At 39.3% G+C, this 21,304-nt stretch carries 30 protein-coding genes; 21 read left to right on the top strand and 9 right to left on the bottom strand.

Annotated features, from left to right (window positions below; genetic code table 11):
* Positions 1–12: 12 nt before the first annotated feature.
* On the top strand, positions 13–1,476 hold the full coding sequence (locus ACF8EG_RS16325) for a hypothetical protein (protein ID WP_392419567.1): 1,464 nt from the start codon (positions 13–15) through the stop codon (positions 1,474–1,476).
* 51 nt (positions 1,477–1,527) lie between these two features.
* Here the strand turns inward: ACF8EG_RS16325 and ACF8EG_RS16320 are convergent, their stop codons facing one another.
* Positions 1,528–1,929 (bottom strand): hypothetical protein, encoded by a 402-nt coding sequence (locus ACF8EG_RS16320; protein ID WP_138937650.1) that lies wholly within the window; start codon positions 1,927–1,929, stop codon positions 1,528–1,530.
* Between the two features lie 86 nt (positions 1,930–2,015).
* The gene (locus ACF8EG_RS16315) at positions 2,016–3,488 is read right to left on the bottom strand and encodes a CHC2 zinc finger domain-containing protein (protein WP_193286236.1); all 1,473 of its coding nucleotides are present in this window, start codon (positions 3,486–3,488) and stop codon (positions 2,016–2,018) included.
* A gap of 2,042 nt (positions 3,489–5,530) precedes the next feature.
* On the opposite strand from ACF8EG_RS16315, the gene ACF8EG_RS16310 reads away from it, so the two are divergent.
* From ACF8EG_RS16310 to ACF8EG_RS16215, 20 genes are all read left to right on the top strand, one after another.
* Entirely contained in the window at positions 5,531–5,968 is a 438-nt protein-coding gene (locus ACF8EG_RS16310; RefSeq protein WP_193286237.1) for a hypothetical protein, read from the top strand.
* A gap of 116 nt (positions 5,969–6,084) precedes the next feature.
* Positions 6,085–6,501 (top strand): hypothetical protein, encoded by a 417-nt coding sequence (locus ACF8EG_RS16305; RefSeq protein WP_180208825.1) that lies wholly within the window; start codon positions 6,085–6,087, stop codon positions 6,499–6,501.
* Positions 6,502–6,999: 498 nt separating this feature from the next.
* Positions 7,000–7,257, top strand: a complete 258-nt coding sequence (locus ACF8EG_RS16300; protein ID WP_180208824.1) for a hypothetical protein — start codon at positions 7,000–7,002, stop codon at positions 7,255–7,257.
* Between the two features lie 71 nt (positions 7,258–7,328).
* Complete coding sequence (locus ACF8EG_RS16295; protein ID WP_180208823.1) at positions 7,329–7,619, top strand: hypothetical protein; 291 nt, start codon at positions 7,329–7,331, stop codon at positions 7,617–7,619.
* 562 nt (positions 7,620–8,181) lie between these two features.
* Positions 8,182–8,622, top strand: a complete 441-nt coding sequence (locus ACF8EG_RS16290; protein WP_283658476.1) for a hypothetical protein — start codon at positions 8,182–8,184, stop codon at positions 8,620–8,622.
* A gap of 331 nt (positions 8,623–8,953) precedes the next feature.
* Positions 8,954–9,313, top strand: a complete 360-nt coding sequence (locus tag ACF8EG_RS16285) for a hypothetical protein (protein ID WP_180208821.1) — start codon at positions 8,954–8,956, stop codon at positions 9,311–9,313.
* Positions 9,310–9,627, top strand: coding sequence for a hypothetical protein (locus ACF8EG_RS16280; RefSeq protein WP_180208820.1), 318 nt, complete (start codon positions 9,310–9,312; stop codon positions 9,625–9,627). Before ACF8EG_RS16285 ends, ACF8EG_RS16280 begins: the two co-directional genes overlap by 4 nt.
* Before the next feature lie 134 nt (positions 9,628–9,761).
* On the top strand, positions 9,762–11,021 hold the full coding sequence (locus tag ACF8EG_RS16275) for a DNA cytosine methyltransferase (RefSeq protein ID WP_283658475.1): 1,260 nt from the start codon (positions 9,762–9,764) through the stop codon (positions 11,019–11,021).
* 155 nt (positions 11,022–11,176) lie between these two features.
* The gene (locus ACF8EG_RS16270; protein WP_025767397.1) at positions 11,177–11,575 is read left to right on the top strand and encodes a hypothetical protein; all 399 of its coding nucleotides are present in this window, start codon (positions 11,177–11,179) and stop codon (positions 11,573–11,575) included.
* Between the two features lie 60 nt (positions 11,576–11,635).
* Positions 11,636–12,391 carry a hypothetical protein gene (locus ACF8EG_RS16265; protein ID WP_138937660.1) on the top strand — a complete coding sequence of 252 codons (756 nt, stop codon included), beginning with the start codon at positions 11,636–11,638 and terminating at the stop codon, positions 12,389–12,391.
* Positions 12,392–12,499: 108 nt separating this feature from the next.
* Positions 12,500–13,129 carry a hypothetical protein gene (locus tag ACF8EG_RS16260; RefSeq protein WP_180208818.1) on the top strand — a complete coding sequence of 210 codons (630 nt, stop codon included), beginning with the start codon at positions 12,500–12,502 and terminating at the stop codon, positions 13,127–13,129.
* A 205-nt stretch (positions 13,130–13,334) separates the two neighbouring features.
* The gene (gene traF, locus ACF8EG_RS16255) at positions 13,335–14,468 is read left to right on the top strand and encodes a conjugal transfer protein TraF (RefSeq protein WP_180208817.1); all 1,134 of its coding nucleotides are present in this window, start codon (positions 13,335–13,337) and stop codon (positions 14,466–14,468) included.
* A 1,062-nt stretch (positions 14,469–15,530) separates the two neighbouring features.
* Complete coding sequence (locus ACF8EG_RS16250) at positions 15,531–16,241, top strand: hypothetical protein (protein WP_025767392.1); 711 nt, start codon at positions 15,531–15,533, stop codon at positions 16,239–16,241.
* A 372-nt stretch (positions 16,242–16,613) separates the two neighbouring features.
* Positions 16,614–16,799 carry a hypothetical protein gene (locus ACF8EG_RS16245; protein ID WP_258486658.1) on the top strand — a complete coding sequence of 62 codons (186 nt, stop codon included), beginning with the start codon at positions 16,614–16,616 and terminating at the stop codon, positions 16,797–16,799.
* 162 nt (positions 16,800–16,961) lie between these two features.
* Positions 16,962–17,234 (top strand): hypothetical protein, encoded by a 273-nt coding sequence (locus ACF8EG_RS16240; RefSeq protein ID WP_025767389.1) that lies wholly within the window; start codon positions 16,962–16,964, stop codon positions 17,232–17,234.
* 23 nt (positions 17,235–17,257) lie between these two features.
* Entirely contained in the window at positions 17,258–17,650 is a 393-nt protein-coding gene (locus ACF8EG_RS16235; protein WP_392419564.1) for a hypothetical protein, read from the top strand.
* A 102-nt stretch (positions 17,651–17,752) separates the two neighbouring features.
* Positions 17,753–18,133, top strand: coding sequence for a hypothetical protein (locus ACF8EG_RS16230; RefSeq protein WP_025767387.1), 381 nt, complete (start codon positions 17,753–17,755; stop codon positions 18,131–18,133).
* Between the two features lie 119 nt (positions 18,134–18,252).
* Complete coding sequence (locus ACF8EG_RS16225) at positions 18,253–18,444, top strand: hypothetical protein (protein ID WP_025767386.1); 192 nt, start codon at positions 18,253–18,255, stop codon at positions 18,442–18,444.
* Positions 18,437–18,775: a hypothetical protein gene (locus ACF8EG_RS16220; RefSeq protein ID WP_193286246.1), complete on the top strand. Its 339-nt coding sequence runs from the start codon at positions 18,437–18,439 to the stop codon at positions 18,773–18,775. Before ACF8EG_RS16225 ends, ACF8EG_RS16220 begins: the two co-directional genes overlap by 8 nt.
* Positions 18,776–18,885: 110 nt before the next feature.
* On the top strand, positions 18,886–19,287 hold the full coding sequence (locus ACF8EG_RS16215; RefSeq protein WP_258486660.1) for a hypothetical protein: 402 nt from the start codon (positions 18,886–18,888) through the stop codon (positions 19,285–19,287).
* A gap of 494 nt (positions 19,288–19,781) precedes the next feature.
* Here ACF8EG_RS16215 and ACF8EG_RS16210 read toward each other — a convergent pair whose 3' ends face one another.
* From ACF8EG_RS16210 to ACF8EG_RS16180, 7 genes are all read right to left on the bottom strand, one after another.
* The gene (locus ACF8EG_RS16210; protein ID WP_392419561.1) at positions 19,782–19,955 is read right to left on the bottom strand and encodes a hypothetical protein; all 174 of its coding nucleotides are present in this window, start codon (positions 19,953–19,955) and stop codon (positions 19,782–19,784) included.
* Entirely contained in the window at positions 19,942–20,103 is a 162-nt protein-coding gene (locus tag ACF8EG_RS16205) for a hypothetical protein (protein WP_392419559.1), read from the bottom strand. Before ACF8EG_RS16205 ends, ACF8EG_RS16210 begins: the two co-directional genes overlap by 14 nt.
* A gap of 151 nt (positions 20,104–20,254) precedes the next feature.
* Positions 20,255–20,443 (bottom strand): hypothetical protein, encoded by a 189-nt coding sequence (locus tag ACF8EG_RS16200; RefSeq protein WP_025767382.1) that lies wholly within the window; start codon positions 20,441–20,443, stop codon positions 20,255–20,257.
* 30 nt (positions 20,444–20,473) lie between these two features.
* Positions 20,474–20,599 (bottom strand): hypothetical protein, encoded by a 126-nt coding sequence (locus ACF8EG_RS16195; RefSeq protein ID WP_255201272.1) that lies wholly within the window; start codon positions 20,597–20,599, stop codon positions 20,474–20,476.
* 12 nt (positions 20,600–20,611) lie between these two features.
* Positions 20,612–20,791 carry a hypothetical protein gene (locus ACF8EG_RS16190; RefSeq protein WP_148299834.1) on the bottom strand — a complete coding sequence of 60 codons (180 nt, stop codon included), beginning with the start codon at positions 20,789–20,791 and terminating at the stop codon, positions 20,612–20,614.
* A gap of 49 nt (positions 20,792–20,840) precedes the next feature.
* Entirely contained in the window at positions 20,841–21,095 is a 255-nt protein-coding gene (locus tag ACF8EG_RS16185; RefSeq protein WP_176311709.1) for a hypothetical protein, read from the bottom strand.
* Positions 21,096–21,104: 9 nt separating this feature from the next.
* A complete protein-coding gene (locus tag ACF8EG_RS16180) occupies positions 21,105–21,296 on the bottom strand; it encodes a hypothetical protein (protein WP_392419557.1) in 192 nt (63 codons plus the stop codon).
* Between the last annotated feature and the right edge of the window lie 8 nt (positions 21,297–21,304).

Here is a 21,304-nt window from a genome sequence, read left to right as displayed (position 1 = left end):
GGATTTAGAGAAATGGCACCTAAACTAGAAAACCAAGAAGTACATGAAGAGGACATCGGATTTGAATTCAATCCTGACGAGTTTGAAGATGAGTCATTAAATGATAGTGAACTTTCCCCACTCGCCAAAGAAGATAGCAATCAACAATTCGCTCCGGCTATGTCAGACCTTCTAGACATGATGAAATCTCCTGAAGCTAAGTCAAGTAACGAACGAGAGTTAGGAGTTAACGCACCCACTGGTTTAGAAGTAAGTAACAACCCTGAACTTACCCAAACTACCAGCGAAATACCTTCTTCTGATTCTACAGAACAAGAGAAAACCGTTTCAACTGTGGAAGCGGAACAAGAGACAACAGCGAATGATGCAGATTCTCGTTCTACTGTTGCAAGCGAAAGTTCGCAAGATTCTGTTGAGAATGGAGAGCCATCACAAGATGACCTAGATGACAAACAGAGCCAGAAAAACAAAGAAAGTAAAGTTACTTTCGTAGAGCACGGTTCGAATGAATCAATGGATGAGACTTCTTCTAAAGACTCCGACTCAGAGTCTGTAACTGTTCCCAAGAAAACTGAAATTCAAAAGGATAATGAACCTGAAAAATTAACTGGGGTAAAAGAAGATCAGTCGCTCTTTGAGCAAGACTCTGTGCTTTATACAAATCAACCTACACAAGATGTCCGTTCTACCGTTTCAGAAGACTGTTTGTCTACAAATGAAGATACCAACGGGATTGCTCCGTTAAACATAGACCAAGCTTATATTGAAAGGTATCGTGGTAAACGCAATATTGCTAAAACCGTTTCTATCTTCGAGAACAAGCAGGTTTCTAAACTCTTGCTCGGTAATAAAGTTGACTACAACATCGACCACAACAATGGAAAGGCTACTTTTGAAATAGAGCTATTCAGCGGCAACCCTTTAAAACGACAGAAAGATAAAATTGTCGCGACGGAATCTGATAATCATCTTGAATTCGAGGGTGATAACCCTAAAGAGCAAGCATCTTTGATGGTAAAGTATGCCAAAGAGCATGGTTGGAAAGATCTCGCTGTGTGGGGGACAAAGGAGTTTATCTCGGAAGTCAAACGTCAAGGCGTTAAGCACGATATAAACTGTCTTGTTGTACACAGTAAGCGTGCAGCTCTGGAAGTAAAAGTTATGCCAAAGGTTGTCGATGATATCCCATTAGTTACAAAGCTACCCTCTCGTATCAAACCAGCTAAGCCATTACAGTCAAAATCGCACAACTCTGAACCAACAAGCCCAACTTCAGATGTGACAAGTGAGCAGTCTACAATTAAGAGTAAGAATGCAGAGCAGGTAAATCGAGTAACGGCAGACAATAAAGCAAGTTTACCTATCAGGTCTAAAACCGAAGCTTCTGTTAATGAGCTAAAAGCTTCGGATGAGCCAGAAATTGCAAGGAAACCCCTATCTCAAAGGTTTGTTAACAACGGACCATCTTTAGGGTAAGTAAAAAGCCGACCATCTGGTCGGCTTTCATGTTTTAGAGGGGAGTTTTAATTAAGCGACTAGTGAGTCATTCAAATACATGGTTTCAATAAACTTGCCAACGTTTGTCGTGACGGACGTTAAACCCAAAGTTTTTGGTGCGAATTGTTTAGCAATGCCCTCATCATACAAAACAAGTGTATAGTCAGAAGCCGTCGCTTTACGTTGAATACCAAAAACAAGTGTATGTTGCTCTTTGGATCTTGACTCATGGGTCAAAATAACAAGAACGGTTCCCTCATTTTGAGGATTTAATATTCTATTTACATAGCCTTCGAAATCAGTTGAGTTAACGTCTAAAGATGGCACGGTATCCATTAAATACGCATCGCCTTTATGAGTGCCGCAATAGGCATTAAAAATCTCATTGATGTACTCAAGCTTAACATTGTTGATGATTTGTGTACCGTCCATATGCCCCTCTCTCATGCAACTGTACTGTATCAATGAAGTTAATATAAACAACCAGAAATCAAAACTGCAAATATTATTCAAAATAATTAAGACATTGATGGTGTAGATTCTATCTTTGAACGCAGCTCATTTGCTTTATGTTGAACATCGAGGACTAATGCGACCTCTGCTCTAAGGTCAAAATACGATAGAGCAGACTTGACCTTCTCGCTCCGTTCATAACCATAGTTAAGTACTAATTCCTGAAAATTTTCCTTATCTTCCTTACTGACTGACCCCAGGTTAAAGTAGTTCTTCAAAAAGTCGTTTACAGTGGTTAAGCCACTGACCTCTAGCTGAAGTAAAGAATCCGCAAAGACTTCAAGATTTTCGTTCGTGTATCCATCATAAACAATCAAGTTCTTAAGTATTTCTTTTAATGAATACAACTCTTCTTGAGAGTCAATGTTCTTCAAGTTTTGGTAGCAGTATTGCCACAGTTTGAATTTTGTCTCTCCGTTATCAAACGATAAAGTGGCTTCATATGGTTTGTTGGAAACACGACTCATCATCTCCATCAAGCTCTTTCGATTCACAGAGTTTTCAAAGTACTCCTTAGAGCATTCAAAATACATTTCATCCTGCGGGGAAAGCATCATGATCGAATTCATCTGATTGTATGAAAGCGTAGAATCAACAAGAACCACGTTTAAATTATCGTTTGATATATGTTCATTGTACTTATTAAGACTGTCTACTACTGTGAGCACTCGATTATCGAGCTGCATACGCTCAACCACGCTGAGAAGCGGAATTGAAACAGAATGCTCTGGTTCAAAAGCTTGTGGAAAGAAACCAATAAACTCGCCGGTACTATCAAACACCTTAAATCCATTGACTTCCATCGTAGCTAATTCAGTTGCTGGGATGGTGTGAACTGATAGGTCATCGTTCATAAAGTTTAAATCTAGCCTTCTGATTTTTACCATTGGTTGAAGCGAGAAGGTTTCGTTTAACATCCCTAATTTCTGATTGTAAAAATCTAGATTCTCAGTTGCTCTTTTCAACTCGGGCTTCGACTTAATGCACTCAAACCAAGATTCTTTCTTTAGAGGGTCACACCTCATAAATCCATTGATTGCGTTGTTGTTTAGCGCTAGGTTGTAATTAACGATATCTCGCTCATGATCAAAGCTAGCTAATTTAAAGTGCTTGTACATGTTGGTACAAAAAACAGTCATATCTTTACTAGCTGAAAAGGACTTTACGTCGTCTCGATAACTAAGTTTGTACCCTATTTGGTCAGCGACATATCGAACCGCTTTACCAAAAGACATACCATGCCCTTTTTGTAAGGCTTCAAAGACATCCCCCCCACCACAATCATCTGACCAACAATGCCAATGTTGATGATCATCGTTAACTTCAAAATTATCCTTAACTCCATTATGAAAGGGGCATGGACACTTTAAGCTTGTTCCCTGCTTCTTATAGCTTCCTAAATTGAACTCTCTAGCGAGAAATTCACTTAGAACCACTCTGGATTTTATAGCCTCTATATCTTGATTAGAAAAACTCAAAGGTCCACCTCCGCATGTACCAACCTAGTCTTGATTGATTATTTTACCAGCCTGCAAACCACACCATTTTACACTTACATCAAATATTGTACATTTTAATAATGTGACCTGATTAGTGTCATGCGACGAGTTTCTACGAATCCGTATCATTCAATGGACCAAAACATGATTAAAATCTAGCTTTCCAAGCTGATTTTAATGGTGATTTATGGTGAATTATGCATGTATATGGCAGTTAGGCTGTTTCTAAATCAGCCATGATTTCAGCATGTCTCAAATATATGCCTAAATATGCCTTTTAATGGTGAAACATGGCTCTACACACCCTAGTAGATAGAGAGATATAGTTTTCCAATCAGACTTTTCAATCAAGTTATGGTGAATTATGGTTACTTATGGTGAATTTAGCCCGTACACAAAAGAACCAGCATAAAATCTATAGATTAAGGCGTGGAATACCGTAGGCGGGTGGAAAAATGGACTTACTAGAAATAGCTATTGATGAGAACCATACCTCTCTATCAAATATTCGGTTGAAATCCCCTCACAAAATAGAGACTAAACAGCTCAATGTAATTAGTGATTAACAAACACACTGCTTCGTTGTCATATTCTGCCAGCTTTAAAAGGCACTTACTGGTCCCCCCTCCCCTTTTAATATGAATATTTACAACAACACGGTCCGTCGGCATCAGTTTCTCTGTACTTGAATCAATAAAAGCGCCTGTATTGCAAAAGACTTCTAAAGGCGATCCAGTGAAGCAGTTATATACCTTTTCAAGATTAACCAAAATATAAAAAAACGTTGCGAAATAAGGATCGCCCTTAAGCAAGTTAGGATCACTTTAACTAAACGACTAATTACTGAAAAAGTTTTACTTGCAATACTAGGTGTTTTTTCAGATTTAAGTGACCAACTTCTCAATTTTTGGGCGATAGCTTTTATAATTCCTTTATATAACAATTACTTTCACATTAATTACAATTAAACCCATTATCCGAAATTTCTGCTTTATAATCTTATTACCACAATTATTTAAATTAACGCATCACTTGAGCTATCAACTTCAATAAGTCGTTAATCCTACATTTCTGGTCTACTTTCCACTCGTTTCATACATCGCAATCTTCATAAATCTCTTAATCACAGATTTCAGATTTATTCAAAATAAACAAGAATATTTAGATTATGGACATTCATAGAGCGACGTTTTTTCAGCATTAAAATGACCAATATCTCAAATCTAGAGCATCAAAAAACCTAATTAATCGAGCGGCATGAAGAAGAAGGTGCAAGGTGATACAAAAATTAGGAAAAATAAATCAGACGTTAAGAAATTGGTGATTGCAATCTTCTAGATCACCGCCACCAGCACCAAAAGATCTAATTATTTAATTGAAAGAAATGTGATTTAAATCACTAAATAAATTTTTGTGAAGCGAGTTTTTTTGGGGGGAATTAGTTATTAAAATCATTGCCCTTAATAAACAATGACTTAGATTGAGGTGTATATAAATTCAACTATTTTATAAATAATGGTTGCGAATAATGTCTTTAAATTCAATGAGTTATAGTGAGTGGAGTTGAGTAGGAAGAATAGGAAGATAAAAGTTGGCGTGACGTTTTTTTCAATAATCAGTTGAAAATAAATTCAATAAAAACATAAAGTTGCTAACTTTTCATGGCGTATCATGACATGTTTAACTTATCTCTCGAGGTGTACCACCTCTTTTGTGTACATGCGTTCACTAACTAAAATGATACAACCATTTTTCTGAAAACTGGTCGAAATCAAAGTAAATAAAAACAGTAACTTAGCAATTAAATAGTGTCATTATTCGGCAGGGTAATCGTTGTGTAATCTTCTCAATACGCCGAATTAGTCCCTACATTTAAAATTTAAGCAGATTTTTTTTAGTTACACAACCACCAGCACGAATATGAAACTTATGCAGTTTTAAGTTCTTATCCATTGATTCAGGCACCAAAGACACATTTTGTTTGTTTAAGCTGGCGCTTCAATTCAATGAAGGATAGTGATATGCATATTTGTAAAGTTGACAACACGCTCTGCATTCAAACGACCCACCAGAACTCTCTAAATAAATCGCAATTAAAACCACTTACTAATGGTGAGATTCATGATCAAATCGAAGCGGTACTTCGTAGCATTGAAATTTCATCCGGGCAAAACAACTCAACTACCAATGCTCTTGCGTTAGCAGAATTCTGTAGCCTTTTTGAGATTAACCCTACTGGAACTGAATTCAACTATGACAGCCTGTGTGATCTACATGATGGAGAATTCACTGTACTAACAAAATTTGGTTGCTGCGAAGGTGAGTGGATTACAATTTTTGTTCAAGATTGTAAATATAAGAATCACCGATTTGCCTCTATTAAGTACATCACTGGCGATATCGATTTAGTTGGACAAATAGGTATTGAGATTTACAAAGCCTTTTGGCGTTCAGTTTAAAATAATTCACCTCAAGCCTTCGGTTTGAAGGCTTTTGTCCTATTGAGACATGTTCCACCAGAAAATTACCCGCCGAATGTTATTTTGATTACATCCACCAGCAGATAGGAACAGACATGACTTTAAATACTAAAAACACAATCCGAACATTAGATAGCGAAGGATGCATCCTTAACAATTCAGAAGTTGTTCGCGAAGTTGTTTGCTTTCTTAGTTCAATCGAGGTTGTTACTAACGATAACCTGACTACAAACGCTTGGGATGCTACCGAAGAAAAATACTCAAACGCAAACTCTATTCTTTCACCTGATGAGCAAATAGATGGAACTCTACCAAGCCCACATTGTAAATTTTTAGTTGCCAGTGCCTACCTGGGTAACACATCTCTTCAAATTGAAATTTTGCGCCGAGACAACTACACCGGTAAGTATTCTTCCTATATGACACTTACGTACCGTATGCTCAGTTTTGAGCAAGTACATCAGATCACATTTAAGCTCTACCAGGCATTCAACAATCGCCTCTACCTATAACGCGTTCTTGAAAGAGGTGTTTAGCACCTCTTTCTTAGTTTCCTTTTGACTGAAGCACGCAGCATTTCCAAAAATACTTTCCTTATTCATAATCGACCGTATTAACCTCGCACATGAACTTCTTTCTTATCTACTCATTTATCCACTTTAAACATCCTCTCTAGGCTCATACTTACCACATAAGTAACAAGCGGAGATAACCATGCCTTGCGTAAATTGTAGAGAAATGAATAACAACATATGTATGCAACGATGCGTTCCACCAGTAGAGGCAATGACGCAACACCTATCTACTGTTTTACCAGCATCTAAAATGGTAGAGCTTAGAAAAGAGAGTGAACTGTTAATTGCAGCAGTTTATAAACAAGCTACTAATCCGTCTTAGTTGACGTTAAACATACTTTGGTCTTATCGACTGATGTAGTCAGAAAATCAAAGTCGACGAGCCTGATAATTACTTCCAACAAGAAATCATTTTCCATTGTGAGGGAGTTATCAATGAAACCTAAAATGACCGTTAAAACTGTTAATCAGCTACTAAACATCCACCAGCAGGTTAACGTGTCTCAGAGCAATGGAAACATTGTTATCACACAAGAGATTGATTCCAGCACTAATAGCCCTACTACAGTAAGTAAGTTGCTAGCAGAGTCAGTAACAAGCTGCATCGGGCGTAAAGCTTATAGCACTTGTAGTTATCAGCGTTTAAAGGGGAAATCTCGATTAGTCGCGCAAGCAATTATCCCTTGCGAATAGCCCTATATGGCGCTTACTTCTAATAGTTAAGCGCTCTAATCAAATTCACCAGAACCAAACGGAAACTTATTATGACCACATCATCATTAAATAAAATTTACTTCGTATCTGTAAACATTCGCTTGGGCGAGTATGAGAAATCAGTTGAGACTTTTCGAGAAGCGGCAAGTAAAGGTGATGCTGAATACGATGCGTTGTGTGGTGAAACACACAATACAGCCCTAACTAGAGAGGAATACGATCGAGGTACTGAGTGGTGGGATGATTACATGGTTTATTCAGCATCAGCTTACGAGGTTCCTGCCGAGTTAGCTCTTACTCTTCAAAAATTCAACCAGCACCCACTGTCTTTAATTAAGTAGTCAACTTTCCTTATTGGATGCCCTACAGTGGCATCCAATATAACTTACAAATCAAAGGTAACAAGTTCATGACCTGTTCGCCCCCTTCCTTAAGCTATTACAGAGCAAGAGCAAATGAACTCTTAGTAGATTTAGCTTCATCAAGTGACACGGTTAAAATTACAGAACGAAATGGACGTATTGTCATTAAGCGTACTACTAGAACACAAACAACATTTGATAACATCCGACAGGAAACCCGGCGTACTATAATGCAAATCTTTGGGGTGGACTCACACGTTGTTCCCTATCGTTCTATTACAGACAACAGTGAACTAACAGTTGAAGCCTATCTTCTTAGCTAAATTAAGCCAGCCTTAGTGCTGGTTTTTTATTATCAATTTCATATACAGCCATCCACCAGCACATGCTTCTACTTGTCACGTCTCCCCCACATAGCGCAAATGTCTTAATGATTCATTTTATATGCACTTACTTGTTCTATTTAGACAAAATCTACTCGTTAAAACACCAATTTAAATGTAAGGAAAATAGTATGGGCGTTCACTTTGGAGTTAGCTATTTGGCAGTATTAGCACATGACTTAGAAAACATCATGTTGGGTATTGCAGATCACTATCCTAGCGCAATGGATGAAAGCATTTATGAGCCATTGATTGATGATAAATACACATCACTTGGTAAAGTAGAAGTCTATCCTAGCGAGAAGCAAGCGAAAGTGGCTGTAAAGAAACATCTACTTCAACGCTCTCATATTGAGATAATTGCTCAAATCTATGCTCTAGAAGATACCAAGCTCTCATTACAGGAGTATCAGTTTGAACTGAAGTCGCTGGACAATAATGTGCTGGATGATCAGATGTATCAGGAATTGGTTGATTATTACGAGAAAAAGATCAGCCTCACTAAGTCTAGTATTGAGACTCTTCAGTCTCAGCTTTCTGCTTTAAGAAAACAGCGAAATCAAAAGATTGTTATTAAGTACCCTTCTGAACTCAATTAACTAGCATCTCTTTAACCACCAGCCACCAGCTACAAAGTTTGTGATTGGTGGTTTCTCTATTCGTTCTTATCGACCCTTTTAGAATCAATCAACCGCTTAAATGGCATCATAATTACCACATCTTTTAAATACCTTGGTGCTCGTAATGAAAGTATCTAACGAAATAAATGTTACTGAAGAATCAACCAAACAAACCTCGCATACGAATGATGCAAGCAAGTTAAGCCAAACCGACCTTGGTTACTACTTATGCAACTACTGTAACGCACATAGTGAAACTTGCTCTTGTAATAACTACCTATCGAAAAACTGATAACAATCCGAGGTAAAAATGACCATTTATCACACAGACCCAGTCCAAAGCCAAAACCATGTTATTGACCCAAAAGTTTGGAATGAAATTTTCTCTGACTTGAGTGCTGACCTTTACATGTCTGTATTAAAGCACGTCCCTTTAAACTTTATGCAAGTCAAAGAATTTTCTCTAAATGCACTTGCTGAGCTTAAGAAAGTAGATTCAGCGGTTAAGCATGACAGACCGCATCATGTAATTCATATTCTTTCTGGACTCGTCTCTGCTGGTTTAGTTCAAACAGAGTCATATGAGGTTCGAGAGGCACCCTATTCGCGTTTAGTTGGCAGTGTCCTAAAGTACCGTTTAACAGACAATGGTATGGAGATGTTGAAATGAAATATCAAGAAATAAATGGCGTTCTTCATGTTTGTTTTGAGTGCAAATACGACTCTACATTAGGACCAGGTAAGTTTATTTCACTGGATTCTTTGGATGGGATGTACTGTCTTCTATTGTCTCAACTACGAAATAGTACAAGCAGCCCTTACGCGCACATCAAGAAACTCAACATCAAGCGCCGTAGAGCCTTAATCTATATCAGGAGGGTGTTGAGAGAGCGCTACAGTCGCCCCTTACCTTTAGATGCCGTCAAAGGCTATACAGTAAATAATCACCACGCGAAGTTAAAAGGCTATACAATACTCGGCTAAACCATACAATCCGAAGTTAAACGCTTCGGATTGTTTTTAACCTTCCTCATTCCTTATCGACTGTTTTACCCATCATTAGCTGTATTCCATCTGGCAAACTGAATGCATAATTTAATTCATTGTTTAGGTGTATTATGAGTTTCAATCAGTCTTTCCCCTTTCTTGAAATCTGCGCTGGAATTTCATCATTCCATGTTGCAAGCCAATCAATTGAAAATATGGACTTTCACTGCATCGGTGCATCAGAGGTTGATGACTTCTGTAACACTTATCTAGATGAACAAGGCATCAATATTATAGGCGATGTTAAGTACCTCGCACTGCATGAAAATGATCACCCATATAGTGAAATCTGTCAGAATGAAGATATCCCTGCTTGCGAGCTAAATAATGACATTAGTTCAATAACAATGAATGACCTGTTAGAAGGTGTAGTTGAATTTCCTAGGGCATTAATTTCCGGATTTCCTTGTCAGTCATTGTCTTCCGCTAACACTAGTGAAAGCAGAGGCATCAATGGACCTAAAAGTGACTTATTTCATGTGTTAATGGAAAAAGTTGAATTATTAATGCCTGAATTAGTTATCCTTGAAAACTCAAGCAACTTTACCTTTGGCGGTCTTGAGCTTGCGGTTCAACAATTAACTGACCTTGGCTATAAAGTTGAATGGGACGTGGCAAGCTGTACTGCGTTCGGATATCCGTACTATCGTCACCGTTGCTTCGTTATCGGATATAATATTTCGTCACCATTGTTTCATACCCCAACCAACGTTTTGGATGTCGTAGCTCAAAAGTTTGCTACCAAACAGCCAGGGGATGTGTTCCCTTTGATGGAACATCACACGCCGGATCTAATTGACCAAATTTGCACATTAGAAACGAAAGGCAACTTCCGAAGACATCGTGTTGCTGCTCTTGGGAACTCGATTAACGTCGACCAAGCAAAAGCCATTTTGCAATCAATCGCTGACCTATACGCCGAACCATCACTTCATAGTGATACGGTTAACACCCGAAATATTCCTTGCAGTTTAGACGAATTAGAAGTCCATAAAAAAAGCGGCTTTAAAAAATTCCCATCAAGAGGATATGCATACAAGGATCAGGTTTTCTACGGTGAGCGAGATTTAAACCTAAATCCACCATTAAATCAGTTTAAGCACCTCAGCATGATGGCTAGCCTTATAAGAAACGACCATAAAAATAACTTCTCTACCAGTTCAAGATTGAACAGACCTGGTTCACTTGGTGGATTGGTCGGTTTTTTTATGAAGGAGCTAGGTTTTGACGAAGGTGCGATAAACCCTCCGTACTGCGAAGCATTCATGGGGTTTCCACGTAATTCAACAAAAGTAGAATCGAAGTTAATCCGAAATAAACTTCTTCCTTGATGATGCCTTTGGGATGGGAGGAATAGCAATTGCACGCTTTGCTCCCCACCACTCTCATAATTTACTTTTCTCTTATTCACTGTTTTATACCCAACCGAACTCAACTGATTTGGCATGATGAATTTGTCCAGACACATCATTATTAAGGAAACATCATGTCGGTTAGTACAGAACTTAAATTCACATCTCAACCTTACGAATTTATCGGTGGTGAGTTTCACACACTGAGTTTGGGTGATGTTGAGCTTTTATCTACCAACAACAAAGAAACGGCAATTAAGTGGTTGGGAATCTTTGAAACAACAAGCTTAAGTGACATTTTCAACGATAAAGTTAATGAGCGACACGGCTTAATGGTGCAGCTTTCATGTGCTGGCAGTTCTAGTCTTGCCAAAAGCTACTTTGAAGCACGCGCCATTCGAGAATCATTGATTAATGCCTATATTGATTCCTTCCCTGCCAATAGCGCGGCAAGAATGTTTGCAAAAGGCAATGCTCCACATAATGTTAGCGACAGCCTCTTTGAAAAAACCGGTTGGCGTTTCAGTCAATAGCCACCAGCAACAGGCGAGCGTATAGCTCGCCTGTCCACCAGCAAGCTATAAGAGCAAATTATGTCCTATACAGAATTAAAAAAGTTAAGTGCTTTGGAGTATGTTGATGACAGTTTAGCCAGAGGATTGGTACAGCGCTTCACTCGCAATGTCGTTGAGCATACTAGTCGCAGCCCCAACATTCATCGAGATAATAAAGCAAATGCGTTAATCAACGATCTGGTTCAAGGAGCAGTGCCACCAAAACGATATGATCGACACTTTAAAAAGCTAATGAAGGAATTAGGCTATCGGCATTATCTGTTACCAATGCTTTCTCCAAAATTTAGGGTTCGACCTCTCGGTGTTGTTGCTTCGTTAAGGATAAGCGAAGACACACATGGTGAAGAATATGTTGTTGTTGAGTTACTTGGTGTGGCTTACAAGAAGGGTAAATACGGGCTAGTTGATCTTGGTAGCAGCTTCAAGATCCACATATCCTCAAGTCATGTACTTGAACGTTGGTTAACAAGGCAACAGAACGGTCATATATACCAAAGCATTGAGAAGTTCATCAGCTCAATCTGTTGTTGTTGGTTGAACATATTGCTTCACCATACCAAGCCTTTAGAATTGCTGATGCCTCACCATAACGCAATTGCATTAGCTAACGAAGGAATGCTGCTGGGTGAATTTGTCACTGAAGAAAAGAAAACCATCTTTAAGGCAAACACTTACATTTCTCCAAAGCTCGTTAGAGATTTCAATACCGAAAACTGCCTAAACAAAGATGTACCTTTAGGTATTCAACTTACCAATATCAATTCACATTCGTAGTTCTTGGTAGTTAGGTTGCTTTTTGTCTTATTTAGAGGTTTAGTCAAATAAGGCAGAATGCAGCCCTTTATCATTCAATTGTCGTCCATACCTACCGGAGATAATTCAATGACAATAAACCAACAACTAGACCCATCCATAACTTACTCTTTATTTGACGCCAACGGTGAGCATTGTGACCTCATCACTCCGGACTTACTTGATGAACTAGGTCTTCCTCACTCAATATGTGACAACCAGTTCCAAGCCCTAACAGAAAGAGAAAGGCGTTTACTTTGCTCCGGCAGTGGTGTTCGCTTATTTGATGGCACTTGGATGCGTTACCTCCGACTTGTCCTTAAGGACTCTAAGCGCTTCATTAACCTATCCGATGACGATCATGACTTCCAAGGACATCGACAAGACGAATTACACCAAAACTTAGACAAAACTGAAAAATCATTTTCACAAATGGCTTTAGCGTTTGGTGTCGACTTGAATAAAGACGTTTACTCAAACGAAGAGAGAGGTTCAATTAACCAATATTGGCTTGATTTGTACGTACCAATCGAAAGGTTCGAAAAATTGAATACAACCGAGCAAATGCTGTCATTCTTTAATCAATGCGATTTCTCGTCACCAGAATCTATCGATATTGCAATAGATGCCGCTATTAAAGAAAAACCTGAAGACCCAGGTTGCAGAAAATGTTCAGCGGTTCGAAGTGAATGGTGCACATGCGGAGTCGTATTAAGTTAAACATTACAATGAAGGGACTTTGTTCCTTCTCTTAATATCAACTTTTAAATGAATCAAGTTCACATAATTAAGTTCTTACTTTTTTATCCATTACACAAGCCACCAAACGAACAACTCAAACAAATCACAATTCTCTATTAATTGATTTTAATGTATACACCTTATGCTGTAATAGCCAATATTCAACAAGAGGAATATTGGTCATATGAAGACACATTTAAGTAATAGCCTACCGTTGGCATTCCTATTGGCATCCACTTCAATTCATGCGACGAACTACTCTGTAGATGCCCGTAGCATGGGTATGGGTGGGACTGGCGTAACAACTAGTGATGCGTTAACAGGTCCGTTTATTAATCCTGCAATGATAGCTGTGAACGCCTCACACAAAAGATTTGGGCTAATGCTCCCAGCGTTAGGTGTAACAGCAAGCGATAGTGATCGTACTCTAGACGTTGTCGATGAAATCAGGGCTAAATATGAGCATCTTGTTAATACTCCGTCTTACAAAACGTTGTTTGAATTAGATGAGTTACTTGACGACCTTAGTGATAATCAAGCTGTAAATGTAAACTCTACCGTAGGTGTCTCTGCCGTTATTCCAAATGATCGCATTGCCACCAGCATTTTTGGGTCAGTACAGCTTGATCTCATTTCGTCTGCAGAAATTGCGACAGGTTCAAATCCATTAGACCGCTATAACCACTCGACAATGGTCTTAGCTGGATCAGGCATACTTGATGTAGGTGTATCTTTTGCTAGGGAGCTGAAATTAAAAGGTCACAGTGTCACCATTGGCATTAGTCCTAAGTATCAAGAGTTACGAACTTATTCAATCTCAAAAGAGTTAGGTGATTTTGATTTAGATAACTATGAAGACTCTGAGAAAAAAGATGCTCGTTTTAACATCGATGTAGGTGCCACATGGATGCTAGGCAACAAGTGGCGCTTTGGCGTCGCCGCTAAAAACCTAATCCCCTACAGCATTGACACCATTGATAGAATATTTACTTATTCGATATCTCCCGAAGTAACGCTTGGCGCTGCGTATATTAGAGATTCTTACTCTGTCGCCTTAGATGCCGATGTTACGAAGTTAGAACGATTTAATATCGAGTCTGACGATACTCAAATGATCAGAGCCGGAGTTGAGTTTGATGCGTGGAGCATCGCTCAAATTCGCTTTGGATATGAATCAGACCTTAAGAGCAATCTTGATGACTCTATATCTGCAGGTATTGGTCTTAATGTTTTTGATAAAGGGCTTTTTGATGTGGCAGCTCAATATGCAGGTGAGAATCAAGCTGGCGTATCAGCAAACATGACCTATAAGTTCTGATAGCTCGCGGTTTTGGGGGCAACGCCCCCAGCTTAAGCCACTTTCTTGTTTGACCCTACGTGGTCGATGAGTTGAATGAGATCTTTATTTGCCTGATCTACATCTATACCAAATAGAATAATCCAAACCTCCGGAGCACACTCTCTTATCCAAAGTGCTAGAAATCGATTCAAATCCGCGCCTAACGACAAAGCTAGTTTGTGTAGATGTGTTGATGGGAAGTATAGGGGTTCCGGGCAATGCTTTACCCTACCTAGCTTTGTAGAATCACCTAATAAATCATATGAGATATTCTCAAGCTCAACGTCGCTCAGGTTTGACTGGACGACTAGCTGTTGAAGGTATTGTTTGAATGGGCATTTACTTCGCATATCAGATAGTGATAGCCCCTCTTTGCATTCATTAGATAGTAAATGCTTAGCCAGGTGTGGAAAGAAGCATTCTACGTACAGTTTTACGAGGTGAAGTTGTAGATATGGTGATTCCAATTTAAAGGCTACACATATTCGCTTGAGATTAAATGAATGACCATGAAGTACTGTAGGAGTGTGTTCATTAGTGCTTAGCTTCAACATACTCTGCAACATAGGAAGTATGGCATTTATCGGGCTTAAGAAATGCGTCCCCTTCATACCATCGGAAATCAACGCTGAACAAGCTTCTGAAAGAGTTTGAGCCTGAATAAATCGAGTTAAATTAGGCTGGTGGTCATTCTTATCACTACCTAAGTTTGTATTCGTAGATTTTTTTACACACATCGCATCACCATATCGCTTTCAAATATCTCACTATATTTAACTCAATTATCATCCATAAATTACAATACATATAGAGTACACTTGGTAATCATTCAGCAAAATGAGATAGTATTCACTTTATTAAAAAATTTACGGGGCAAACACTTTTAAAAGTGCATATTTATTGCTCAATATGCAAATACAATCACCAGTTAGTGTGTATAAAATGCCTAATTTTGTCTTAGCTCCTGTTTTATACCCAATTGAAATACCGGTATCCCAGATACTTGAACTCAGTTAGCTCATTGTTATTAAGGAGAGAGAAATGAACGTCCAGTTAGTTAGTCGCGCTGATTCAAATCATGTATTTGAGATTGAGGGTATGGGGTCAATTTCAATCGCTACCATCCCTTCATCCATACAAAAGGGGGAAAGGTTTACCTTCATCACTAGTGATGGTGAGAAGCATCAGGCGCTATGGCAAGGTAAGTCAGGAATTTCAGGTTATCTTATTGGAGATGTTGAACGCTCATTGGTCAACACTCAACTGTATATGGAAGAGAACAAACCCAATCCGCATCTTATTAACTCAGAGCACCCCCCTATCCTTACTTTGATATTGGGTAAAAACAAAAACGTGCACCAAATAACCAAGAAAGACCGTTTTTTAGTCAACGGCGTGGGTATTCAGTTGATCAAAGAGCATCCCATGAAAGTACGATACCAGGGAGACTCATTGTTTTTAGAAGAAAATGACATCCGGGCGTTGCAACAGTTCCAAAGAATCGTACATCGTGACAATGAATACATCCGAAACCATCCCGAAAGCTCTTGTGAGGTGTTTAGCATTGTTGATGACACCGAACGCTTTTTAGTAATGGGCTATGAAACCCATGAAGACGTGGCGAGTAAAAAAGGTTTATTTATCGGCGGTGAAAGTCGATTTCTAACTGCAGTGTCAATCAAAGATCAGCACCTTTCGCAATATTACGCGGTAAAAATCTTCGATTCCAATACCGATGAAGTCAGTTACTAACCATCGTCAAGTGTGGGAAGAGTTCTTCCCACAAATTTCTTATTGCCACATTCCAACAACCTTTCATGGACTTGATTGGGGAGAATCGTTTTGAGGTCACAAGATTTAGGACTAAGGATGAACTATTTAAAATTGCCAGATGTAACAGAATTCGTAGGTGTTTGGTACTCGGCTTTGGCACACATCATATCGCTAATGTTCTTCACTCATTTTGCGTTAATGGTATTTTTCAAGTTTGAGCCATTCCACCTAGCAACCTTTTCAATAAATTTCTTATATACATCTTTCGTGGTCTTTATTGGCTATAAGCAAAAGCGAATGAAACGGGTCATAGAACAAAAGCACGCAATTTCCAGACAAGGAGAACGGTAAATGGATACTAAACAAATTGCCCTTAAGATTTTCAAGCGAAATCGAGCTGGTACTGGCTTTATGTTTACCTCGGAACTTGAGCGTAAGTTGAAAGAAGAACTTCCTTTATACAACATCAACACTGACACTCTTGATTTAAAGGAGCTTGCTCGAACAACAATTGTAGCAGCCTCACTTGGTGCTTAATTAAACGTTAAGTAAGTGTTCGGGAGGTTGCGCCTCCCTTACTAAAACTAAATAGTCACCAGACTTACACCTTTTGTCTTATCGCTCGATTCACCCCCATTCATCTCCGATTTCACGCATATCATTAACTATGTCCACCAGCAATTACTCATAGGTGATGAAATGAAACGTTCAATTCAATTTGTTTACTTCAATGTTGAGTTACATAGCTTCGAAGAAGCACAAGCACAAGGTTGCTTGTATGTGCCATCAAACCGCACATCGGCATGGTTCATTCCATTTGATGAGGTGGTTGAGCTTGCGTCAATGTACCGTGATGTGGCAAGCGTTGGTAGAAGCTATGGGTTTGTTTTCAACGGACAGTTTTATCCTGTTGAGAATGTTCGCCAGTTGGAAAAAGACATTTTCACCAATGACTTAAAAATTGCTGCCTAACTATTTTTGATATGGAGATAATCATGGGAAATCGAGCGATTCAAGCAATGATGAGAGAGCCTAAGAAGCTAATGCGCTATCAAACGACCGGACAGCTTCCATCAGTAAAGCCAAGCCCTGCAACTCCTTTACGAAGCCTGATCGAGCAAATCCCGCAAGGGCTAAGGCAACACTTCAAGGGAATAACACTACACCCATCACTCGGGTTCAACACGGCTATGCAGTTCCATACCTTGGAGCAACTACACAATTGGTTGGGGGTTAATCAGTGCATTGTTGATAACCGCTCTCTTCCGTATATGTCTTGGCAAATTAAATACTTTAGTAAAGAACTAACTGTTCATGACCTAATTAAGCATTGCAGTTCATACCCAACCACCTCAGAGCTAGAACGACTGCCACCCCGTATTCGATAACAATCTATCCTTACAGTTTTCTCTTAACGGCTGATGCTTTTAAGTGTCAGCCAATTTAATCACCTAACATTGCCTCATGATGTTTTTATCGAGGAAAGTAGTATGACATCCATTCATTTAACACCTTACAAAACTTGGGAAGCTCAGCAAGGGTTTGAACCATTCAGCTCTGAGTCAAAGCTCGCGGCATCAGCCTTTAATGATTCTGTAGTCACGGTTAAGGCTATTTTTACTTGTGCTTATACTGGTGGCGCTAAGGAAGACATTGCCGTCATTCTAAACGAGAAAACCTTTGATAACTGGCTAATAGAAACTGGTGTCATTGAAGACAGTCCTGAAGGTATTGCAGCAAATAGCGCATGGTTATACGTAATTGACGAAAGTCGTATTTTGTCAGATATGTTTCCGGAACTTGAAGGGTCCACTACCCAAGATAAGCTAAGTTCGGCTCTAAAAATACTTGATGACATGATGGCTATCTAATTCATCACTTACCTAAACGAAGAGAGAGAACAAAGTTCTTATCACCTCTTAATCTGCTGTTTTCATTTGGTTTCATGGCTAACATTTAGCTATAAACTAGACGCTTAAAGGAAAAGGCAATGCCACAGAAAATCAACGGTTTTGAGTTTAGCATCATTGGCGAATTGGTAAACGAGCCTGAACAGCCAACAATGGAACTACTCGAAGATACGTTAAACCAGCTCCTAGCTAAACGACAGTTCATCTCGGCTTCGCGTATTCAGCATAGAATCAACACTATCTTATTTGAACAGGGGGTTATCAATGGCTAATCAAGTCGCAGCGAAAGGTTACTACAAAGCATCGCTATTGGGAGCCTCTGGCTCCCCTGAAATCATAGTGTACTCTGATGGCGAGAGCTATTTTTCGTTTGAATCCTCTACGCCAGCAAAACCTTTGGACCCAAGTGATTTCATCCTTGATGCGGTCCCGTTATACCCAACTAGCAGTGAAGAACAACTCAAGACCGCCCTCTGGCAAGCAAGAGAGTTTATTATCAAAACAGCGAATGAGTACAAGCGCGAAAAGGTGCTAACTATCAATAATTCATTAGAAGGCGGTAAGTTAATAAGTGTGATAGATGAAGTTCTAGGAATAGACTAGTTCTACTTGGTTGTATATCACATCGCGCCACCAGCATCTGACGCAGCTAGTGGTGCGAAGTCAATTAGAAACCAATGCCGGAATGTGGCGTTAAGAAATTGGAGGCTAGTATGATTACCCGTCGATACTACCACGGCACATCGCTTACCAACTTAAAATCCATAATTAGATCGGGTTTGATCAATCCTCACAGCTATGACCCAAACTGGTATTTGTTAGCTACAGATTTTGAAACAGCAAGCGACCACAAGCAACGCTGCGTGCTAGATACTCATCATCACTATGTCATTGAGTTCGAATTGCTTCTTGAAGAAGAGGATTGGGATAATGATGTGTTCTGGACTGGATACCCGATGCTTAATCCAGAATATGCTTTCAGCGAACGCAAGATTTGGGCGTCACCGCGTGAGATAATCCCGACATCATGTATCAAAGCGATACATCGAGTGAATTTGAAAAGTTTGGAAATGTCGCTGCTCGATCTAAACCAAGTGTTCTTGGAATTGATGTGAGCAACGAGATTTACTTATCTGCGCTAGAGGGCAAAATTAAACTGCTGAGCAACAAGGTAGAAGCCTATAGCGAAAAGAACTCCTTTACCCAGCCAATCTCCCACATGAATGAAAGCTATCGCGGTACTCTTAGCATTCTCTTTCAAGTTATCTTGCATTGCATGAGGCAGCATTCTAAACAAGTAGAGGTAAAGTGGTGGCATAATCAAAATTAAATAGAACGTTCTGATTAAGGACCAGAATTCACTACTGTTTTCCACGGCACCTTTTTGTATTAGATAGTCCAGAAATAGCAAGTTTAATATCCACCCAAAGCCTAAACACAGAGTAACTGCCCCTAAGAGAGCAAGAAGTCCTACGCCCAGGGTAGCGCCAAAGTTTAATAGCATCGCTGTGTGAGTAGAATAAAGTTCATACTAAGTAATAAAGATTCATACTGAGCAACAAAACATCATACTAAAATGGCAGTGGTACATTCACTGCCAACTTCCCCGTTAGATTTGTTTAACAGTTGTATTTAGAGCTTCTGCCAGTAAATCGGCTTCTGCTTCCGTGAGCCTAACTGTTACACCGTTGGACGAAGTACCAGTTTGCGCAATCCAGTGAGAAACTAGTGGTTCTTGAATGTCTACAAAAGTAATAATTTTTACTTCACTAGGTTTGTGCATTGTGTTTATTCCTACCGAAGAAAAAAGACACTAAATCATTGCTAATACTGTAATCGACACCGCTTTTTGTGCGACCCAATAACTTTCCGTCACGCTCAACGCCCAATCCCCAAATTGTCCATGAATCACCATCTTGGCGAACTGTCATATCGTAGTTTTCCCTCCGGTTGACGTTTAAGCAGCTTACGGCTGCAAATCGGATTTCTGCGAAGGATGTTTAAAAACCTGCTGAACGACTTCCACCTTTATCAAGCGCATTCTGTAACGCGAATACGCTTTGCAAAAGCGGCTGAAAGTTATTAGTTGGGTGTCATTTCGGCTACAGCATCTTTTACGCTGCATCCATCAGCAAATAAATCGAATGCCCAATCGCTGTCAACGCTTGAACCAATACGTTGCGTTACCTGTTTGTACCACATCTGAAAATCACGCTCAGCCTCAGAAACTGCTGATTCACTTTTTACAAAATCTACCATTGCCGACTTCATTGTAAAATTCCCCTTGTTATCTAATTTGGTCTAAATAACTTTCCAAGCGATCACGCCGACAAACCCAAGCATTGAAAACAGAATCAAAGTAATTATGTTTATTCGTGATGTTTGCTCTTTAGCCTGTTTGAGCATTTTTTCTTCAAATTCAGTCATACCTTTCCCCTGTTAAATGGTTGCGTCTGGATGACGCTGTTTATCTAGTTCTGTTAGTTGAGCATCAATCAACTGAGTAGCAACCGTCATATCACCGATTTGCTCTTTCATTTCTTTGATTGTCGATTCAAAACCATCACAATCTTGAAGTGCTACAACCGCAGAGGTCATTTCAGAAGTAGCTCTTTTCATACGTTGGCTTGCTTCCTTTAAGCTGAAATAACTCATGAACGATATTCCCCTATGAATCACTTAGTATCTGTTCAACACGATTCCCACCATCTTGAGCATCTAGCTTGGATAACTTTTCAAGAATTGATTCACCTGAACCAGATTTAGACGAAACCCCGATCACTTCGGTATTCATACGATTTTTTCCCGAATCTAAATGTTTCTTAAAAATTGATTCACCTGTTACAGCAATGACTTTGCGATTAAAGACTCGACCAAGTTTTTTTGCCTGAACTTTGTTTTTATGTGCGATTTTAAATGCCATACTTTCCCCTTAATTCTGTTTGGTGCCTTTTACCCAATCCTGTCGCTGTATTGGGTTATTCCCATTTTTCTGTTTTCTAAAACGAGTTTGAGAAGCAAGGTGACACAATACCTTTCCGTCACGCTCAACGCCCAATCCCCAAATTGTCCATGAATCACCACCTTGGCGAACTGTCGTATCGTAGCGTAACGTTCTAGGCATGAGTTTCC

Source organism: Vibrio sp. YQ_11 (genome assembly GCF_043103065.1).
GTDB classification, from domain to species: Bacteria; Pseudomonadota; Gammaproteobacteria; order Enterobacterales; family Vibrionaceae; genus Vibrio; species Vibrio parahaemolyticus.
The sequence above is the reverse complement of the archived record's forward strand: the minus strand, read 5'-3'. Positions and strand labels throughout refer to the sequence as shown.

Excerpts from the sequence above, each read along its gene's own strand:
- ACF8EG_RS16260 (WP_180208818.1), top strand. The coding sequence starts at position 12,500 with ATGACAATAAACCAACAACTAGACCCATCCATAACTTACTCTTTATTT.
- ACF8EG_RS16200 (WP_025767382.1), bottom strand. The coding sequence starts at position 20,443 with ATGAAGTCGGCAATGGTAGATTTTGTAAAAAGTGAATCAGCAGTTTCT.
- ACF8EG_RS16240 (WP_025767389.1), top strand. The coding sequence starts at position 16,962 with ATGAAACGTTCAATTCAATTTGTTTACTTCAATGTTGAGTTACATAGC.
- ACF8EG_RS16280 (WP_180208820.1), top strand. The coding sequence starts at position 9,310 with ATGAAATATCAAGAAATAAATGGCGTTCTTCATGTTTGTTTTGAGTGC.
- ACF8EG_RS16250 (WP_025767392.1), top strand. The coding sequence starts at position 15,531 with ATGAACGTCCAGTTAGTTAGTCGCGCTGATTCAAATCATGTATTTGAG.
- ACF8EG_RS16320 (WP_138937650.1), bottom strand. The coding sequence starts at position 1,929 with ATGGACGGTACACAAATCATCAACAATGTTAAGCTTGAGTACATCAAT.
- ACF8EG_RS16215 (WP_258486660.1), top strand. The coding sequence starts at position 18,886 with ATGATTACCCGTCGATACTACCACGGCACATCGCTTACCAACTTAAAA.
- ACF8EG_RS16195 (WP_255201272.1), bottom strand. The coding sequence starts at position 20,599 with ATGACTGAATTTGAAGAAAAAATGCTCAAACAGGCTAAAGAGCAAACA.
- ACF8EG_RS16295 (WP_180208823.1), top strand. The coding sequence starts at position 7,329 with ATGACCACATCATCATTAAATAAAATTTACTTCGTATCTGTAAACATT.
- ACF8EG_RS16310 (WP_193286237.1), top strand. The coding sequence starts at position 5,531 with ATGCATATTTGTAAAGTTGACAACACGCTCTGCATTCAAACGACCCAC.
- ACF8EG_RS16230 (WP_025767387.1), top strand. The coding sequence starts at position 17,753 with ATGACATCCATTCATTTAACACCTTACAAAACTTGGGAAGCTCAGCAA.
- ACF8EG_RS16185 (WP_176311709.1), bottom strand. The coding sequence starts at position 21,095 with ATGGCATTTAAAATCGCACATAAAAACAAAGTTCAGGCAAAAAAACTT.
- ACF8EG_RS16325 (WP_392419567.1), top strand. The coding sequence starts at position 13 with ATGGCACCTAAACTAGAAAACCAAGAAGTACATGAAGAGGACATCGGA.
- ACF8EG_RS16235 (WP_392419564.1), top strand. The coding sequence starts at position 17,258 with ATGGGAAATCGAGCGATTCAAGCAATGATGAGAGAGCCTAAGAAGCTA.
- ACF8EG_RS16190 (WP_148299834.1), bottom strand. The coding sequence starts at position 20,791 with ATGAAAAGAGCTACTTCTGAAATGACCTCTGCGGTTGTAGCACTTCAA.
- ACF8EG_RS16225 (WP_025767386.1), top strand. The coding sequence starts at position 18,253 with ATGCCACAGAAAATCAACGGTTTTGAGTTTAGCATCATTGGCGAATTG.
- ACF8EG_RS16180 (WP_392419557.1), bottom strand. The coding sequence starts at position 21,296 with ATGCCTAGAACGTTACGCTACGATACGACAGTTCGCCAAGGTGGTGAT.
- ACF8EG_RS16205 (WP_392419559.1), bottom strand. The coding sequence starts at position 20,103 with ATGACAGTTCGCCAAGATGGTGATTCATGGACAATTTGGGGATTGGGC.
- traF (WP_180208817.1), top strand. The coding sequence starts at position 13,335 with ATGAAGACACATTTAAGTAATAGCCTACCGTTGGCATTCCTATTGGCA.
- ACF8EG_RS16270 (WP_025767397.1), top strand. The coding sequence starts at position 11,177 with ATGTCGGTTAGTACAGAACTTAAATTCACATCTCAACCTTACGAATTT.
- ACF8EG_RS16220 (WP_193286246.1), top strand. The coding sequence starts at position 18,437 with ATGGCTAATCAAGTCGCAGCGAAAGGTTACTACAAAGCATCGCTATTG.
- ACF8EG_RS16305 (WP_180208825.1), top strand. The coding sequence starts at position 6,085 with ATGACTTTAAATACTAAAAACACAATCCGAACATTAGATAGCGAAGGA.
- ACF8EG_RS16245 (WP_258486658.1), top strand. The coding sequence starts at position 16,614 with ATGGATACTAAACAAATTGCCCTTAAGATTTTCAAGCGAAATCGAGCT.
- ACF8EG_RS16300 (WP_180208824.1), top strand. The coding sequence starts at position 7,000 with ATGAAACCTAAAATGACCGTTAAAACTGTTAATCAGCTACTAAACATC.
- ACF8EG_RS16275 (WP_283658475.1), top strand. The coding sequence starts at position 9,762 with ATGAGTTTCAATCAGTCTTTCCCCTTTCTTGAAATCTGCGCTGGAATT.
- ACF8EG_RS16285 (WP_180208821.1), top strand. The coding sequence starts at position 8,954 with ATGACCATTTATCACACAGACCCAGTCCAAAGCCAAAACCATGTTATT.
- ACF8EG_RS16210 (WP_392419561.1), bottom strand. The coding sequence starts at position 19,955 with ATGCACAAACCTAGTGAAGTAAAAATTATTACTTTTGTAGACATTCAA.
- ACF8EG_RS16265 (WP_138937660.1), top strand. The coding sequence starts at position 11,636 with ATGTCCTATACAGAATTAAAAAAGTTAAGTGCTTTGGAGTATGTTGAT.